Below are 17,494 nucleotides of genomic sequence, written 5' to 3'. Positions count from 1 at the left end.
CGTACTCACAGGTACGTGTTTTTTTTTATCCTTATTTTTAAATGGAATTTACCATGAACTGGTTGTTATTGTTGGAGCAAGTCTTAAATGGCTTCCAACTAGGAATGCTTCTCTTTCTTCTCGCCGCAGGTTTAACGCTTGTTTTCGGCATTATGGATTTTGTTAATCTCGCGCACGGCTCATTGTATATGATGGGGGCGTTCTTCTGTGCCACGTTCAGTGAATGGACGAATTCATTTTTGTTTGGTGCCTTACTTACCATTCCTGCTACATTTCTTCTGGGTGTTGTTGTCGAAATGGTTGCTTTAAGGCGACTGTATTCACGGAGTCACCTTGATCAAGTGCTTGCCACGTTTGGCCTGATTTTATTCTTTAATGAGTTAGTTCGACTTATTTGGGGACCTGTAGGCTTAGACATCGCGCTTCCTGATTTCTTAAATAGCAGTGTTGAAATTATTCCTGGAGTGCCTTATCCCACTTATCGTCTTGCTATTATTGTATTAGGACTCGCAGTGGCTTTGTTATTGTATTGGATTATCTCAAAAACACGTTTAGGCATGTTAATTCGAGCGGGCGCAAGTAACCGAGAAATGATGGGGGCGTTAGGCATTAATGTTCAACTGCTGTTTACGCTTGTTTTTGGTTTAGGTGCAACCCTGGCTGGTATCGCGGGATTGATGGCTGGTCCTATTTTATCTGTCGAAATTGGTATGGGTCGAAGTATTATCATTTTAACATTCGTGGTGATTGTTATTGGTGGTATCGGCTCGATTAAAGGCGCGTTTATTGCTGCTATTCTGGTCGGAATTATTGATACTGTTGGCCGTTCATTTCTTCCCGATATATTAAAATTGATGGTGTCGAGTGATGCGGCTTCCACGGCTGCACCTGCTATTTCGTCTATGTTGATTTATTTCATGATGGCGTTGGTTCTTGCGATACGACCACAAGGCTTGTTTCCACCTAAGGGGGTGGCTTAATGGCTTTATCTACACGGAGTAAAATTAATATTTGTTTATTAGTACTACTCGCATTAGTGCCGACAATAACCACGCTTGTTGATGATAGTTTTTATACTGGCGTATTTTCTCGGGTATTAATTTTAGCCATTGCTGCGATTAGCCTTAATTTATTAATTGGTTTTGGTGGGCTTGTTAGTTTTGGACAGGCTGCATTTATGGGCGTTGGTGCATACGTGGTCGGTATCGGTTCATTTCATATGCTGGAAGACGGCATTGATTGGATGGGCAATGGCTACATCCAGTTAGCAGGAAGCATGATTATTTCGGTCGTACTCTGCTTGATCATAGGTACTATTAGCCTACGTACACGTGGTATGTATTTCATTATGATCACCATTGCGTTTTCACAAATGCTCTATTTTACAGCCGTCGGTGTGGATATTTATGGTGGTGATGACGGCTTATCAATTTATGAACGCAGTGACATGTTGGGGTTAATTGATTTAAATGATGAAGACAGTTTTTATTACCTGTGTTTTATCTCCTTGTTATTTGTGCTCTGGTTTTTTCATAAAATTAATCATTCTCGTTTTGGTCAGGTGATCTCAGGCAGTAAATCTAACGAAGAACGCATGTTAGCGATAGGTTTTTCACCGTTTAAATACCGACTTGCTGCGTTTGTTATATCGGGCGTATTTGCAGGGTATTCAGGCTTTTTAATGGCAAATCTAAACGATTTTGTTAGTCCTGATATGATGCACTGGACGCGGTCGTGCGAACTGATTGTAATGATTGTACTGGGTGGTGTCGCAGGTTTGTTTGGTCCTTTATATGGAGCGCTAGCCTTCTTGTTATTAGAGGAGTTACTTTCTTCTATTCCACTTAATATTGCTGGACTAAGGGTTGGAGAATACTGGCAATTAATATTTGGACCGTTACTCATCGTGCTAGTGTTGTGTGCCCGTAATGGTATTGATGGATTGTTACCTGGAGCAAAGCATGACAAATGATCTACTAACCGTGACAGGCTTGAGAAAGAGCTTTGGTGGGGTTTTGGCAACTGACGAACTAAATTTGTGTGTTAGAAAAGGAGAGATCCACGCGATTATCGGCCCTAATGGCGCAGGTAAAACCACCTTGATCCGCCAGTTAACGGGTGAGATTAAGCAAGACCATGGTCATATTACATTTGCTGGTGGCAATATTGATAAATGTTCGATACCAGCGCGATGTCATAAAGGCTTAGCGCGTACATTTCAAATTACTTCGCTGTTTCAAGATTTTACTGTATTACAAAATGTGGTACTCGCGGTACAAGCACAGGCTGGTCATTCATTTCGCTTTTGGAAAAATGTGAATAATGATAAAAGCCTGACTGATCCTGCCAGGCAATATTTAACACGAGTTGGATTGGAGACAAAAGAACATGTGTTAGTCAGCGCGTTATCGCACGGCGAACAGCGACAGTTAGAAATAGCGGTGGCATTAGCGAGCAAACCGAAAATGCTGTTAATGGATGAGCCTATGGCAGGCATGTCGGTAGAAGACAGTTGGAAATTGGTGGATACCTTGAAGGTATTAAAAGACCAACAGAATACGATCTTGTTAATTGAGCATGATATGGACGTGGTGTTTGCATTAGCAGACCGAATATCGGTGTTAGTTTATGGGCGTATTATCGCAACGGGCACGGCTGCAGAGATTAAACATGACCCAGAGGTACGTATGGCTTATTTGGGTGATGAAGGAGGTTTAGATGCTTGTGGTTAACGATATTGAGACGCTCTATGGGCAAAGTCAGGTCTTGTTTGGTATTTCAATGACAGTCAGCGCTGGTGAAGTTGTGTCACTAATGGGGCGGAATGGAGCAGGTAAAACGACTACTGTGCGTTCTATTATGGGACTGACGCCTGTGAGCGCTGGATCTATTCATTTTAAGGAACAACGCAGCGAAACACTTCAACCTTATAAGATCGCGCGATTAGGGCTTGGTTTAGTGCCTGAAGGGCGAATGATCACGCCGAACTTGTCAGTGAAAGAAAACCTGATTGCGACTGCGTTTATTCCCAAAGGGCGAGAGAACCCATGGACGTTACCGCGGGTTTATTCACTTTTTCCTCGGCTTGAAGAGCGTGCGCGTAGTATGGGCAATCAATTATCTGGTGGCGAACAACAAATGTTAGCGATAGGACGTGCCTTGTTGACCAATCCAGATTTACTCATTCTAGATGAAGCAACAGAAGGACTTGCGCCACTTATTCGGCAGGAAATCATGGACTGTTTAGTGCTGCTGAAAACAGAAGGTCTTGCTATTTTGATTGTCGATAAACATCTTCACGCGCTTAACCAATTAGTCGATAGGCATTATATTATTGACAAAGGTAAGGTTGCTTGGAGCGGAACACCACAAGCTTTGATGCAAGCGCCTGATGTTCAGCATCGCCTTTTGGGTGTTTAATTGAGGTTTAATGTTGGTATCAGGGGATGAAATTGGCTTAAACAGCAGATACTTTAACCATTACTGCCGAAGAACACTACGTATCCGTAAAGTAAAATTATATTACAAGGAGAGAATAATGATTGATCAAGCATGGATAATTGAAATATTTTCGCATTTGGAAAACGGTAATCCTCAAGGCTTTTTTGAACATGTGAGTGATGATGTTGTTTGGGAAGTAACGGGTACTCATCCGCTTGCAGGTGTTTATACATCAAAACAAGACTTCATTACTGGCACCATCTCAAAATTAAATGAAGTATTAGAGTCACCTCTATCGTTAAAGTTACTTTCTTGTATAACCGATGGGCGTTCCGCATCCGTTGAATTGGTCGCAAATTCAATAACCAAAAAAGGCGCAGAGTTTCATAATCGCTATTGCTGGGTTTGTGAATTTGAGAGTGAGAAAATAGTACGGGTTCGAGCATATTTAGACTCAGCATTAGTCTCTAACACATTAGCTTGAATAGTTCGCTATGCTGGCACATATCGGCTACTGCTTTTGCCTTAATCTTGATTTATGTTGAGATTTTTTTAGTTTTTAGATTGCTGATTAAAGAGGAGTCGTGTGATGATGAAAAATGTTATTTTTCGAAGTTGAAGTATGTGAAACTAAAATGATATAACTTTTGTTATCATAAACTGAAGTTTTCCTTTTTAATTTATATTTATGGACAACAGCTTAGATTAATGCCCGTTGAATAAATTAAATATGAATTATGGAGAATTTATGATGAACAAAATAGTGGAATTGAGGGATGAGAACTTTGAAACTGAGTTAATGACTGGCAGCCAACCGGTATTAGTTGAATATTGGGCGTCTTGGTGCGCCCCTTGTTTAAGTGTAGGTCCAGTGTTGGAAGAAATCGCTTTTGCATATAGCGGTAAAGTGAAAATTGGAAAACTTAATATTGATACTAGTCCCCAAATCGCGGCCAAATATGGTATTCGCGCTCTTCCTGCAATGATGCTATTTAAAGATGGCGAAATTTTATCGTCAACAGTGGGTGTATTGAGTAAAACCCAACTAACGACACTGTTAAGTCAGCATATTTAAAGTTACTACAAATTACTCATCTTAATCGAGTCGCTCTTAAGCTGTACTATAAATAGAACAAGTCAGTTGGTGTTGTAGCATCACAGGCCGAACAAAATAAATCATGGATATTATATGTTAGTTACAGGAAGTTTTTTGGCAATATTTATCGGACTCGTGCATTCCTATCTAGGTGAGCGCTTTATTTTGACTCGGTTGTTTAAAAGAGAGCTTCCAACGCTTCTTGGTAGTGATTGGTTTACAAAACGGATTTTAAGATTTGCTTGGCATTTAACAACCGTGGCTTGGTGGGGATTTGCAGCGATTCTTTTCATCCTTTCAAGTCCCACTGCAGACATTCAAAAGCAAATTCTAACGGTGATCAGCGTTGTATTTTTAGTGAGTGGCTTGTTCTCTGCTGGGTTCACAAAAGGTAAGCACATCTCTTGGATATTCTTTTGGTCAATTGCTGGCCTGAGTTTTTATGTTGCGCTGAGCAGCTAATAATGTAATGTGTTTAATTACTTCTTTGGTATAGCGATTCAAGTATGAGTATATTCAAATATGGGCGTCATTTATGCAAATTATAAAAGTAGATAGCAGTAATAAGCATGTATACATGAATTTAGCACAAGCCTATGAGGCTGAATTTTCAAAGATCATGCAGAAGAAACCAGATGCAGATGGTTTGTTTCCATTAGATACAAAAATCGGTGGTCATGTGTCGGGTTATTTATTATATGTGGATGGCGTCCCTGCTGGACATACCGCGATTGCTAATGAGGCTCAGGGTTGTTATGAAGTCTGTGATTTTTATGTCGTGCCTTATTTCCGTAAAAACAAAGTCGGTAAACGTTTTATTTCTCAGGTTTTTAACAACCTAGGTGGCAGTTGGGAAATCAAGCAGGTTACAGGAGCTGAACATGCTGTCAAATTTTGGCGTGACGTACTTTCTGATTACACGTCGGATAATAACATTGCAGGTGGTTATGTCGAAGACAGCTACGACGATGAGCAATGGGGTGTAGTAACAAGACAGCGCTTCAGCCATGATTAGCGTATAAAAATAGGTGTCGTTTAACCGACACCTTATTAGGACAAAAATACTAAGCTAATTTACCACGTAACGCGATATCCCAGATGTCGACAACAATGTCATTCTCGACCACATAGAATTTGTCATGCAGGTTAATGGTTGGATCACAATGCGGTACGATCATTTCAATCATCTCACCAACATCTGGTAAATGTTCTCCAGATACTTTACCGTGCTCGTCACCAAAGTAATGCCATTCATATTTAAGGTCATCATGGCTAATGATTTGTGGGTGGGTCGCTTCTTTGTAAAGGGCCTTGGTGCCCGCATCAACGGTTACATGCGTTGTATGGTTGGCACTAATAACACTGGTTAGCAATGTCATTGCAGGTTGGAAATGACCTGAGCTATATTCAATATCGAAATATTCTTTATCCATCACAGTGTATGAACCCGGTTGTATTTCGGTGACAGACGCAATGTCACTGTCTATTTCATAAGTACCCGTGCCTGAGCCTGATTGGATCAGATTCACTAAGCCTGTCGCGCTTTCAATGTCTTGCTTTAGCTTACCCGCTTTATTTAATAATGCGGCAGACGCTTGTTTTCTTTCTTTGTTATCAAGAATATGTTGGAAATGCCCGGCATAACACTGAATACCTTTAAGAGTCGTATTGGCATGCGAGTGTACTGATAATGCTAAATCAAACGCAGTTTCAAATGATGCGCCAGTTCTACCTATTCCTGCATCAATATCAACAAGCAGGTTAATTTGTAGGTTAAGCTCGCTGCCTAATTTATTTAACTGAGCAAGGTTCGACTCAGAATCCACGACGATCATAGTCTCTGGTGCAAGTTTGATAATTTTAGCTAAAGTTGCCAGTTTATGCTTAGTGACAATTGGGGAGGTAATTAGCAGGTGACGAATATTGGCCTTGGCAAGTTCATACGCTTCCGATGGCTTAGTAATTGATATACCTATGCTACCTGCATCAAGTTGTAGCTGACAGATCTCGACGCATTTATGGGTTTTTGCATGAGGTCGAACATGTTTCGATTTTGCTGATGCGAATTTTTGCATCGTGTTGATGTTATCAATCAGTTTGTTCTTGTCGATAACCAAGCATGGCGTATCTAATTCTAATTTGTGTTTTCCAATCACTGTTTATCCCTTTAAGTCACTGTTTTAGCGTTGTAAACATTCTACTATGAAAGTGATTGAGATTAATCATTATTTCATCTTATTTTTCCCCAACTCATAATCATCTCAGACGTGATGATGTTGTGTTCAATGAGATATTACAGATAAATAAAATACAGATACAATAATTGTTATATTAATTAACTCATGGTTACTTAAATCGATTTATAGCGCTTATGCCTGTATCACCAACATTAACACCTAGATTTAATGCTTCATTTGATACCGCAATTATTTTTGCAGACATCATATCTTTATAGCTGCTAACACCAGATACAATGGCACATGCTTCATTAGTTTTGTTGCATGTCTCTACATTAATATAAGCACAGGCTAGCATACCTTTTTTTTCTTTGATAATTAAAAGAGGTTTGTCTAATTCATATCGTATCATTTTAGCTTCCATGTATTCATTTCCTTTTTTAGGGTTAAAATCTAATGACGCAAGTGGATCAACAATTAATTCAGTTTCTTGTTTATTATGATTTATTAATTTGTAGCTAACAAATGTAATAATTAGAATACTTAATATTGTATAGATAACTTTATATTGTATAGATTTCATAATTAGCTTCTTTTCTATGTCTCATTTATAATAATTTATGTTTATTCTTCTAACTTAGTTAAGGCTTTGTTTTAACATAGTTTGTTGGCTATATTTGTTAACAAAATGCTATCAGTTGGTTAGCTGTTAGTCAATATTAACCACAGGTCTATGGATTTTAGGAATAGAGTTGTGCGAATATTTAATGACTGGTTTAACATTGCTTTATATCGACACATTTTAATACTAAGATTTAATGCTGCTAGTAAGGATGATTTAACTTTGTTTATATTAATTGGCAGGTTTTAAAATTACATCTAAGTTCTTTTTAATAAATTTTTTAGAAAGTAAAATCTAAAAATGGCTAAAGTTAAACATTTAATATTTAATATTTATTTTAATAATAGAGATTATATTTTGATTATTGATGACTATTAACATCTAAAAATCACTATAAGAGCAGATTTAGTTACTCTCTTAATGCTAGATTTTTCTAGTGTTTTTTCAATTTAAGTCGTAAATTCAGAAGGAGTTATAGAGCTTATTCACTTTAATAGTAAATGATGAGCAGATATCAATAGCCTTTTAGGTCATTGATATTGAGAGAAGTAAAAATGATTGAGTTTTTGTTTGGTATAATTATCGGGATTGGTATCTGCATCGGTATTCTTTTTAGTTGGAGGGGGCTGAACGACTGTTAGTCAGAACATAATCTTTAGACTTGTAATAATGGCAATACAATCATTGTTCTATTTTAGATTCAGGAATCGAGTCACAGCGGGAATACATGCCTTTCCTGCATTTTTGTTTCCTTCGACTAAAGCTGAAACAATCGCTCCTTCTTTAAGCATAAAAACCATGTCAGTAAGTGTGTTAACCTCTTTGGGATCGTCTATAAATAAACTAATTTTGTTTTTTATTAATGCTCTGATTTCTTGTTTATGCGAACGACAGTACTGACGTATCGGTGAGTCGGTTACGCTGTATTCGGCTGCTGTATTGATAAAAAAACAACCTCTAAATGGGCTCAGTTCTGGCACCCTATTATTAAACCAATCATCTAAACCGTAAAACAGCGCCAGTATGGATTTTTCGCCTGATTTTTCACTTTCAAGCACTTCATTAAACCATTGATTAAAAATACCATCTCGATATTGAAGGGTCGCTAATACAAGATCATCCTTACCAGAAAAATGACTATATAGCGTTTTCTTCGCGATACCAGACTGCTTCAATACTTCATTAATACCAACAGAATTAACGCCTTTGCTATAAAAAAGTTGTAAGGCTGTTTGAATTAAGACTAATTTTTTTTCATTCATGAATAGCTCCTGTTATGAAATATGTTGACACATGTAGACCACTCTGTCTACTATTAGGGGTAGACAGAGTGGTCTACATTGAGTAGAGGTTATATGAAAAAATTTGTTTTTCCGATTATCGCGGGTACTTTTGCAACGCTAACTATCGGTGTTTTGGCTTACTTAGGCAGTATTATAAATCCTGAACTGTGGTTAATGGCCCCCTTTGGCGCTACTGTTGTGTTGGTATTTGGCGTACCTAAGAGTCCACTTGCTCAGCCTAAGAACGTTATTGTTGGGCACTTATTAACAGCGTTTATCGGTGTGTTATTTGTTGAATATGTTGGCGTCGCACCTTGGTCGTTGGCTATTGCAACGGGATTAGCTGTTACTATTATGCTACTGACAAATACAACGCACCCGCCAGCAGGGGCGAACCCAATGGTTATTATGCTATCAGGTCAAAGCTGGGCATTTTTATTTAATCCAGTGTTGATTGGAGCATGCGTGATTGTGGGTTTAGGGTTAGTATTAAATAAATTGAGAACATCGTATTTTGAGAGTATTGAATAAAGGAACATCATGAAAAAATGTCTACTCTTTGATTGTGACGGTACTTTGGTTGATAGTGAAAGACTATGCAATCAGGGCTTTGTGATTAAGTTTGCTGAGCTAGGTATAAAGCTTGATGTCGACCTGCTTATGCTCAATTATAGAGGTTGGGAATTAGATAAAATATTAGCCGATCTGTCTTGTGAGTTTGATGTGAGATTACCGAATGATTTTGCTGCGAAATATCGTGTTGTCGTTGCCGAATTATTTGAATCAGAGTTACGACCGATAGAAGGGATTAAAGCGGCATTAGACCTGCTTCCGTACCCCAAAGCTGTGGTGTCTAATGGCCCTATATTTAAAATAAAACAAGCGTTAGAACTGTGCGGTTTAAGTGACTATTTTGGTTCTCATATTTACAGCGCTTACGACATCGGTATTTGGAAACCAGACCCTCGTATTTACGAGTTTGCAGCAAAAGATATGGGCTTTGACAGTAAAGACTGTATCGTTATCGAGGATGGCCTTGTTGGTGTTGAAGCGGGCTACAAAGCAGGTATGCAGACATTATTTTATAATCGTTTTAACCAAACGTGCGTCTTCTCATCTGTGGTAAGTTTTAATGCGATGGTTGAGCTACCAGGGCTGATCAATGCTAGTTAGTGAGCACAGTTGCAATCATTTTTATTGCTAACAGGCTTAGTAATAATTTGATGGTAAACAGCAACCGATTATTGTCAGCGAGGCTACGTAATTTAGTGCCCACGAATGAACCTATGATTGAGCCCAATATCATATATATAAGCAAGCTAACGTGTTCAACAAATGCAAAACCAATGAAGCCAAAAACGAAAATTTTAGCCACATGACTGATGCTCATGAACATAGAGCTAGTGGCTATTATCTGATTTTTACAGGTTAACTCTTTGGTCAATACACTGATGGCAATTGGTCCTGTCGCACCAACAATAAGCCCTAAACCTGTCTGTAATAAGCCAATAATATAATAGTTTTCATATTTTTTGATGAAAACTGAAAATCGAGAACTCCACAAATTGAGCAGAATATAGGATCCGATGGCGATGGGGATATACGCACTTGAAATATTCGCTAGCAACACCCCAAACAAAACCATGCCGACCAATGATCCGATTAAGAATTTAGGCAGGAGTGACCATTGCACATCCTTAATGGAAAACAGCATGCGAGACGAGTTACTCGCTAACTGGGTTATGCCATGAATAGGAATGATAGTGCTGGGGTGCAAATATAAGGGCAGGAGGACAATGAGCAGCATTCCACCACCAAAGCCAAGTACACCTGCAACTACAGATGTAAGGAATGATGCTAATCCTAAAATATATTCAATGGGCATGTTCGCTGTCCTTAAACGTTACTGCTGTAAACGCGGCGATAGCACCTGTGGCAAGCATCCAATCCTTGGTGGGGCTAACAGTAAAAAGATTAACATCAAATTTGAAATACATGAAGGTGTAAAGGTAATAACTACAAATAAGTATGATCTAGCGAGGATGATTATCTCAGCAGCGGCTATTATTTATAGACATAAACAATAATTGGGGATATCTCATGTCAGCAATCAAACTATACCGTCATCCACTGTCTGCGCATGCCCACAGAGTGGAATTGCTGTTATCCTTACTTGGATTAGAAACGGAACTTATTGATGTCGACTTGTTGAAAGGTGAACATAAACAGCCTGAGTTTTTGAAAAAAAATAGCGCAGGGCAAGTGCCCGTTATTGAAGACGGTGATGTGACCTTGTCAGACTCGAATGCTATTTTGATTTACCTCGCCAGTAAATACGATAATGCGCATACTTGGTTGCCAATAGATCCTGTACTCGCAGCCCAAGTACAAGGTTTTCTGACCATTGCCGCGAGTAGCGTTGCTTATGGACCTGCAACTGCGCGTTTAATTAACATCTTTCACGCGAAACTTGATCATCAAAAAGCGCTAGACATAGCACATGCGATTTTAAAACAATTAGACCCGCATTTAGAACATAATCCTTGGTTAGTTGGACACAAACCTACTATTGCAGATATTGCGAACTATACCCATATCGCGCATGCGCCAGAAGGGGGCGTATCGTTACAAGGCTATCCACATGTTAGACGCTGGTTATCTCGTGTTGAGGAGCTTAGAGGCTTTGTTCCCATGCAAGCGACTGCGGTTGGACTCGCTGTCTAACGTAAAGTTAGTGGCAGTGTACTGGTGGGTAAGCTTCACTGATGTTAAATTATAAAGTGTACTCATTAATAGCTAAACGTATTATGACCAAGGAGTTGGTGTGGAAAACATTGAAAGGGTATTAAATTTCATAGTCGAAATTGAAAAACTGAAAGGTGTATTACGTAAGACAAAACCTGTCGGATTAGATCGTTATGAGAACTCCGCAGAACACAGTTGGCACGTGTGTATATCTGCATTGATGCTAAAAGACTATGCGGATGATGAGATTAATATTGACCGTGTAATTAAAATGCTGTTGCTGCATGATCTTGGTGAAATAGATGCAGGAGACACGATTGTTTATGCTGCTGAAACGGCGGAGAACAAGGCGAAGGAAGCATCGGGTATTAACCGACTATTGAATATATTACCGCCCGAACAAGCAAAAGAATATATCGAGCTTTGGCATGAATTTGAACTCGGGGTTACAGCAGATTCTGTTTACGCTAAAGCTATTGATCGTGTTCCTCCATTATTGCATAACATACATGGTGAAGGGCATAGTTGGAAAGCACATAATATCTCGAAAGAACAAGTGTTTTCGGTTAACAGTAGAATTGGCAAAGGTAGTAAACAGCTGTGGACGTCGTTAGAGCAGAAACTTGAAAAGGCGGTGAGCCAGGGCCTACTTAAATAGATATTTGTTTAGTAATACAATAAAGTCGTTAAAAATGGTGAATAAGTCGGCGCTTCCTTGTTGCAGTACTTGGTCTGTTTTAGCCTTTATGTTATTTTCTATTACACAATTTATTATTGGGAATACCTAAAATGCCAAAGGCAAGTGACGTTAAAAAGAATACCGCTGTTGAATATAATAATGGCGTATACATTATCCGTGATATCGAACGTTCAGTACCACAAGGCCGTGCTGGTGGTAGTATCTACCGTATGCGTATGTACGATGTAGTTACGGGTTCAAAAATTGACGAAGTATTCAAAGACAGCGACAATCTTAATCTTGCAGATCTTACACGTAACCAAGTTATGTTCTCATACTCTGATGGTGAAGAATATGTATTCATGGATACAGAAGACTACACACCTTACAGCCTAGATAAAGCAATAATTGCTGATGAGTTATTATTCATCACAGAAGACACACAAGGTCTTCAAGTTCTTATTGTTGATGGTAAGCCAGTATCTATTGAGCTACCTTCTGCTGTTGAAATGGTTATTGTAGAAACTGACCCATCAATTAAAGGTGCGTCGGCAAGTGCTCGTACTAAACCTGCTATCCTTTCTACTGGCCTTACGGTTCAAGTACCTGAATACATCGCAAGCGGCGAAAAAATCAAGATCAATACGACTGATCACAAGTTCATGAGTCGTGCAGATAAATAATAGCGTTGTCTATTAGATAAAGGCTCGTTATCTTAAGCAGATAACGAGCCTTTTTTGTTTTTAGCACTCTGGTATGATAATTGCCGAATTATCATTTGCTGCTACGCTCATAGGACTTAAGATAAACTTAAGCATCTCATGTAATCACGATTAGGAGTGAATGTTATGATGCGTAATCTTGCAATTATTTTATCGGGGCTGTTGTTGGTCAAATAAAATATCAAGTGCTGAAGTCTTTTCTGGTTGTTCATCTAATTTACTTTGAGCTTCGATTTCAGCTAATTGATCGGTCGATTTATTTAATAGTTTAATCATGTTGTCTCGTTTATCTATTAAAAAATCATCTTTGAGATCGACAGCTTCAATTAATGTAATATTTTCATTTAACATTTTTACCGCAGTGCTATATTTTTCATGATCAAAAAATGTAGTCGCTTTGATTAAGCAATTACTCAAACGCAGTTTTAAGCGAATCTTTTCCAACTTAGATTCTTCAGTGACACAATCTTCTAATGAGATGTTTCTCTTGTGTAGTTCGTGACGCAAAATTACTTTGATACGTGAAATGCTTCGTGCTAAGTCAATTGCGGTTCGCTCATCAACAGGTTCAATAAATAGACCTGATGGTGATGCTATTTTGGCTGTTGCAATATGCATTTTCTGTTGAGTTATATGGTGTTTGATTTTATCGCTCAGCGGTTCTACGGTTAAAATGTTTTTGAGCGCGGCGATAATACGTTGGTGTAATAAGATCGTAAGTTTTGTGCTAAATGCAAGTGACGTTGCGTACTTTAAAACAATTTCGGTTTCTTCAATGCTCCGACGTTGTGCCGCTAAAACTTGGCGCTTTTTGGTTAATATCATTTTTCTTACTTGTACAAAAATTGCAACGGCAATCATTGAAAATACAAAGAGTAGGATACCCATTTCCATGAACATTAGATTCAAACTTTCTATTCCTTATTAAATGCAGCGACTTGCCTATTACGTATGGCATTCCTATGATACCTAAGTGCTGCATAATACACGGGTTTATTCGTGTCTTCACTCTTATTTGACGTTTTCAATCAATGTTTTCACTCAACGTTTTAACGTGCATGAATGCAACACTGTTTTTAATATACTGGTTCACGATTAACCATAACGTATTACTCAGGGGGCGTACTATGTGCTTTCCCCAAGTGTTGACGAAATCAGACAAAAATAAATGTTAAACCCTTGTTTTATCACTGATGGTTTTTGGTTAAAAAATAGCAGAAACGATGTAAAACGTGAGTGAACTCGCTTTATTTCATATTACTTTGGTTTAATTCGCCATGATTATCTCTATATTGACGTGTCGATTTCTATTATATGTGAGAATAACCCTATTGGAGTATTTTAGAATATATATTCATTAGGAGAATTGAGCTCACATGAACAAAAATGAAAGCCTACCGCTGCCCACCAATACGATGGAGTGGCTAACCAATAAAAACAGCATTATTATTATTTTAGATGTTGTTTTATTTGCCTTATTATATAATTTTTTACCTTTTGAAAAAGATGTGGTATTGGGGCTTAGTATTCTTAGTTTTATTGCCATTTTATGGTTAACAGAAGCACTGCATGTAAGTATTACCGCTTTATTAGTGCCTATTCTTGCTGTGGTATTTGAAGTCTTTAATACTCAAACTGCGCTTAATAATTTTTCTAACCCTATTATCTTTTTGTTCCTTGGTGGTTTTGCACTTGCTGCCGCGCTACATCGACAAGAGCTCGATAAGGTAATTGCGGATAAGGTACTTTTGCTGGCAAAAGGCAGAATGAATGTTGCGGTGTTTATGCTGTTTGGTGTCACTGCGGGTTTATCTATGTGGATCAGTAACACCGCGACAACCGCGATGATGTTACCTTTGGTATTAGGTGTACTTAACAAAGTAAACACTAAAACAGGCCATAATACTTATGTCTTTGTATTGCTTGGTATTGCTTATTGCGCCAGTATTGGTGGAATTGCAACTATCGTTGGCAGCCCCCCTAATGCGATTGCAGCGGCGCAATTAAATTTGAGTTTTACGGAATGGATGTCATATGGTGTGCCAATTACCTTGATATTACTGCCTGTGACAGTCGGTGTGCTATATATACTGCTTAAACCAAATCTGAATGAAATCTTTGAGCTAGACCATCAACCTATTGAGTGGGATAAAGGTAAAATTGTTACACTTGCTATCTTCTCGTTAACGGTATTTTTATGGATATTTAGTAAACCGATTAATGCAATGCTTGGTGGTTTCTCTAAGTTTGATACATTAGTGGCCTTGATGGCGATTGTGCTTGTAGGTGTAGCTCGAGTCGTCAATTGGAAAGATATTGAGAAGACGACTGACTGGGGTGTACTCCTGTTATTTGGCGGTGGAATTTGTTTAAGTAATATATTAAAAGCAACTGGTACCAGTGTATTCTTGGCGGAAAGCTTAAGCGGGATTCTGGCCCAGGCAGGAATGGTTATTATCATTTTAACCATTGTTGCGTTTGTCGTTATGCTGACAGAGTTTGCCAGTAATACCGCCAGTGCTGCACTGTTAATCCCAGTTTTTGCAGGTGTAGCAGAAGCGCTTGGTATGTCACCTGTTATTCTATCTGCACTTATCGCAATTTCAGCATCGTGCGCATTTATGTTACCTGTCGCAACACCTCCTAATGCGATTGTATTTAGTACCGGGCACATTAAACAATCTGAAATGATGCGTGTTGGTATCTACCTGAACTTGATTTGTATCTTTATTTTATCGATCGTAGCGTGGCTATTCTGGTTATAACGATAGGGTATTAAATTTAATGACAGTACGGATGTAAGGCCTCTATTTATAGAGGCCTTACTATTTATAAGGTTTATTCCGCCAGTATATAAAGCGTTTTATCCCCAAATTATATATTTCACGCTTATTATTAATATATTACGCTTCCAATATGCATATTTCAGTAACATAATGTTTCTATTGCATGTCCTTACATTGTCAACCATAGTAATCAGTAATGATTCAGTATATTATTTCCAGCTAATTATCAGGCATAAAAAGATGCGATAAACAGGTGTATTGTGAAAGCTAGAATTGCTATTTATTTAGTTATTATTATTGGTACTATCATCACTTATCAGGTTAATCGTTCTGAGGTTAAACAGCTAGATAAATTCCAACATTCTTTTCAGGCCGTTGAAGGGCGCTTAGGTGAGCTATTTTATCAGTTGCAAGCAATTCAATATGGCATGTCGCAATTAAGCTCCTTAAATACCGCGTTAGTTGATGATAAAAAATTAAGTTTCACATTGAATGACGATGACACTTGTCTTGTATCTAAACTTCCAACCAGTGAGCATATGTATGAATTTGAGACAAACTTCTTAGTTGCCAGTGATAAAGCGGGCTGTGAGGACAACACGGTACTGCAAAATAAGATTAAAGAGACGATAAAAATAGCACCAATGATGACGTTTCTTGCGGGCCGTGCGGATGATGTGATTAGTTTGTATTTCATTTCGTTGGATAAATTTGTGATTACCTCGCCAAAATATAATGCATTGGTTCTGAAGCCTAGTGAATTTGAAACTAAGTTGTTTACTCGACCGTATATGCAGAAAACATTGAGTGTAGATGTTGAAGATCTTGGGAATCAGATCTTCATTACTGGCCCTTATGCAGATTTAAGCCTCAACAAAGATGTCATTACCTTTTCGATTGCAATTTTCATGGATAAGACATTTTATGGTGTGCTGAACATGGATATTTTGTGGAGTGATTTAGTCTCGGATATTGATTCAGATTTTTATATAAGCAATACAGCAGTACTTCCACCGTTAGGTAATTTATCCAGTAAAAATTTAAGTTTTGATGGTCAGACGACGGATTTGCGCTTAGTGATGCCCAACGCTATGGCTGACAAGTTAAAATATCTAATCAAAAATAGTTTTGTTGATATTACGTTTTATTTTGTCGCTATTGTCCTTGCTGGTTGGGTGTTGTATACGCTTAAATTACGTCTTGTATCGCAAACGCTAGCGAAAGAGTCTCATCATGATCCATTGACTGGTTTACTTAACCGCCGTGGTTTTATAGCTGAGTTAGAAGGTATTGGAAGGCATCAGTTTTATTCGTTTATGATCATAGATCTTGATAACTTCAAACACGTTAACGATACTTATGGTCACCCTGTCGGCGATGAAGTTCTTATTCGGGTTACCACTGCAATTCGGCATATGGTCCGTGAAAAAGATATTTTTTTCCGTCTCGGTGGTGAAGAGTTTGGTTTGTTGATTGCTTATAACAAAGGCAATAAACAAATTGATATTTTTGAACGCATCTGTGAAACTGTCGCTAACTTACCGCATTATAGCGGAGATATTACATTTCACGTCACCATGTCTGGTGGTGCAATCACTACTTCTTCGATTGATCAAATTAAATTAATCAAAAGCATTATAAAGCAGGCGGATGAACTCTTGTATACAGCTAAGGTTGCAGGTAAAAACCGTGTGTTATATGGTGATTTTAATAGCCGTAATCCAATTGAACGCTAGTTCAGTGCTATATACATGCTTATTAAAAGTGTGACATCAAAACCAAGCCGATCATTCTGCTATCTCGCAGTAGGGTCACACACGCCTAGTTAATACAGTGTTGATACGGTTAAGCCTGTTGATGGTTTAACCGTATTTTGTTCGTTTTAATCATATTGTCGTTACAGTGCTCGTTTAGTTACATCTTATCTTTTTTAGCCCTTTCTA

General features: G+C 38.3%; 20 protein-coding genes. 15 read left to right on the top strand and 5 right to left on the bottom strand.

Annotated elements, in window-relative coordinates:
• Window positions 1–53 precede the first annotated feature (53 nt).
• The 8 genes from HWV03_RS13815 (at window position 54) to HWV03_RS13780 (ending at window position 5,552) form a co-directional block, all read left to right on the top strand.
• Window positions 54–980 (top strand): branched-chain amino acid ABC transporter permease, encoded by a 927-nt coding sequence (locus tag HWV03_RS13815; protein ID WP_211676438.1) that lies wholly within the window; start codon window positions 54–56, stop codon window positions 978–980.
• On the top strand, window positions 980–1,972 hold the full coding sequence (locus tag HWV03_RS13810; RefSeq protein WP_211676437.1) for a branched-chain amino acid ABC transporter permease: 993 nt from the start codon (window positions 980–982) through the stop codon (window positions 1,970–1,972). The genes HWV03_RS13815 and HWV03_RS13810 overlap by 1 nt, the downstream gene beginning before the upstream one ends.
• The gene (locus tag HWV03_RS13805) at window positions 1,962–2,732 is read left to right on the top strand and encodes an ABC transporter ATP-binding protein (protein WP_211676436.1); all 771 of its coding nucleotides are present in this window, start codon (window positions 1,962–1,964) and stop codon (window positions 2,730–2,732) included. Before HWV03_RS13810 ends, HWV03_RS13805 begins: the two co-directional genes overlap by 11 nt.
• The gene (locus HWV03_RS13800) at window positions 2,719–3,420 is read left to right on the top strand and encodes an ABC transporter ATP-binding protein (protein ID WP_211676435.1); all 702 of its coding nucleotides are present in this window, start codon (window positions 2,719–2,721) and stop codon (window positions 3,418–3,420) included. Before HWV03_RS13805 ends, HWV03_RS13800 begins: the two co-directional genes overlap by 14 nt.
• Before the next feature lie 118 nt (window positions 3,421–3,538).
• Window positions 3,539–3,925 carry a nuclear transport factor 2 family protein gene (locus tag HWV03_RS13795; protein ID WP_211676434.1) on the top strand — a complete coding sequence of 129 codons (387 nt, stop codon included), beginning with the start codon at window positions 3,539–3,541 and terminating at the stop codon, window positions 3,923–3,925.
• A gap of 264 nt (window positions 3,926–4,189) precedes the next feature.
• Window positions 4,190–4,516 carry a thioredoxin gene (gene trxA / locus HWV03_RS13790; RefSeq protein WP_255546822.1) on the top strand — a complete coding sequence of 109 codons (327 nt, stop codon included), beginning with the start codon at window positions 4,190–4,192 and terminating at the stop codon, window positions 4,514–4,516.
• A 114-nt stretch (window positions 4,517–4,630) separates the two neighbouring features.
• The gene (locus HWV03_RS13785) at window positions 4,631–4,999 is read left to right on the top strand and encodes a hypothetical protein (RefSeq protein ID WP_211676432.1); all 369 of its coding nucleotides are present in this window, start codon (window positions 4,631–4,633) and stop codon (window positions 4,997–4,999) included.
• Window positions 5,000–5,072: 73 nt separating this feature from the next.
• Entirely contained in the window at window positions 5,073–5,552 is a 480-nt protein-coding gene (locus HWV03_RS13780) for a GNAT family N-acetyltransferase (protein WP_211676431.1), read from the top strand.
• Window positions 5,553–5,601: 49 nt separating this feature from the next.
• Here the strand turns inward: HWV03_RS13780 and HWV03_RS13775 are convergent, their stop codons facing one another.
• From HWV03_RS13775 to HWV03_RS13765, 3 genes are all read right to left on the bottom strand, one after another.
• Entirely contained in the window at window positions 5,602–6,693 is a 1,092-nt protein-coding gene (locus tag HWV03_RS13775) for a DSD1 family PLP-dependent enzyme (protein ID WP_211676430.1), read from the bottom strand.
• A 190-nt stretch (window positions 6,694–6,883) separates the two neighbouring features.
• A complete protein-coding gene (locus HWV03_RS13770) occupies window positions 6,884–7,297 on the bottom strand; it encodes a DUF1805 domain-containing protein (RefSeq protein WP_211676429.1) in 414 nt (137 codons plus the stop codon).
• A 728-nt stretch (window positions 7,298–8,025) separates the two neighbouring features.
• The gene (locus tag HWV03_RS13765; protein ID WP_211676428.1) at window positions 8,026–8,598 is read right to left on the bottom strand and encodes a TetR/AcrR family transcriptional regulator; all 573 of its coding nucleotides are present in this window, start codon (window positions 8,596–8,598) and stop codon (window positions 8,026–8,028) included.
• A 93-nt stretch (window positions 8,599–8,691) separates the two neighbouring features.
• Here HWV03_RS13765 and HWV03_RS13760 point away from each other — a divergent pair, with 93 nt between their 5' ends.
• A complete protein-coding gene (locus tag HWV03_RS13760; RefSeq protein ID WP_211676427.1) occupies window positions 8,692–9,150 on the top strand; it encodes an HPP family protein in 459 nt (152 codons plus the stop codon).
• Window positions 9,151–9,159: 9 nt separating this feature from the next.
• Window positions 9,160–9,792: an HAD-IA family hydrolase gene (locus HWV03_RS13755; protein ID WP_211676426.1), complete on the top strand. Its 633-nt coding sequence runs from the start codon at window positions 9,160–9,162 to the stop codon at window positions 9,790–9,792.
• On the opposite strand, the gene HWV03_RS13750 is transcribed toward HWV03_RS13755, so the two are convergent.
• Window positions 9,785–10,504 carry a sulfite exporter TauE/SafE family protein gene (locus HWV03_RS13750; protein WP_211676425.1) on the bottom strand — a complete coding sequence of 240 codons (720 nt, stop codon included), beginning with the start codon at window positions 10,502–10,504 and terminating at the stop codon, window positions 9,785–9,787. The genes HWV03_RS13755 and HWV03_RS13750 overlap by 8 nt on opposite strands.
• 215 nt (window positions 10,505–10,719) lie before the next feature.
• Between HWV03_RS13750 and HWV03_RS13745 the strand changes: the two genes are divergently transcribed.
• The 3 genes from HWV03_RS13745 (at window position 10,720) to efpL (ending at window position 12,726) form a co-directional block, all read left to right on the top strand.
• Entirely contained in the window at window positions 10,720–11,343 is a 624-nt protein-coding gene (locus tag HWV03_RS13745) for a glutathione S-transferase family protein (protein WP_211676424.1), read from the top strand.
• A 100-nt stretch (window positions 11,344–11,443) separates the two neighbouring features.
• Complete coding sequence (locus tag HWV03_RS13740) at window positions 11,444–12,022, top strand: HD domain-containing protein (protein ID WP_211676423.1); 579 nt, start codon at window positions 11,444–11,446, stop codon at window positions 12,020–12,022.
• 131 nt (window positions 12,023–12,153) lie between these two features.
• The gene (efpL, locus tag HWV03_RS13735) at window positions 12,154–12,726 is read left to right on the top strand and encodes an elongation factor P-like protein EfpL (RefSeq protein WP_211672077.1); all 573 of its coding nucleotides are present in this window, start codon (window positions 12,154–12,156) and stop codon (window positions 12,724–12,726) included.
• 189 nt (window positions 12,727–12,915) lie between these two features.
• On the opposite strand, the gene HWV03_RS13730 is transcribed toward efpL, so the two are convergent.
• The gene (locus HWV03_RS13730; RefSeq protein WP_211680214.1) at window positions 12,916–13,665 is read right to left on the bottom strand and encodes a hypothetical protein; all 750 of its coding nucleotides are present in this window, start codon (window positions 13,663–13,665) and stop codon (window positions 12,916–12,918) included.
• Between the two features lie 476 nt (window positions 13,666–14,141).
• Between HWV03_RS13730 and HWV03_RS13725 the strand changes: the two genes are divergently transcribed.
• Together HWV03_RS13725 and HWV03_RS13720 are read left to right on the top strand one after the other, a co-directional pair.
• Window positions 14,142–15,530: an SLC13 family permease gene (locus tag HWV03_RS13725; protein WP_211676422.1), complete on the top strand. Its 1,389-nt coding sequence runs from the start codon at window positions 14,142–14,144 to the stop codon at window positions 15,528–15,530.
• A 281-nt stretch (window positions 15,531–15,811) separates the two neighbouring features.
• Entirely contained in the window at window positions 15,812–17,287 is a 1,476-nt protein-coding gene (locus tag HWV03_RS13720) for a sensor domain-containing diguanylate cyclase (protein ID WP_211676421.1), read from the top strand.
• The last annotated feature ends 207 nt before the right edge of the window (window positions 17,288–17,494 follow it).

It is taken from the genome of Moritella sp. 36, assembly GCF_018219415.1.
Taxonomy (GTDB): Bacteria; Pseudomonadota; Gammaproteobacteria; order Enterobacterales; family Moritellaceae; genus Moritella.
This window is presented reverse-complemented; position numbering and strand designations above follow the sequence as displayed.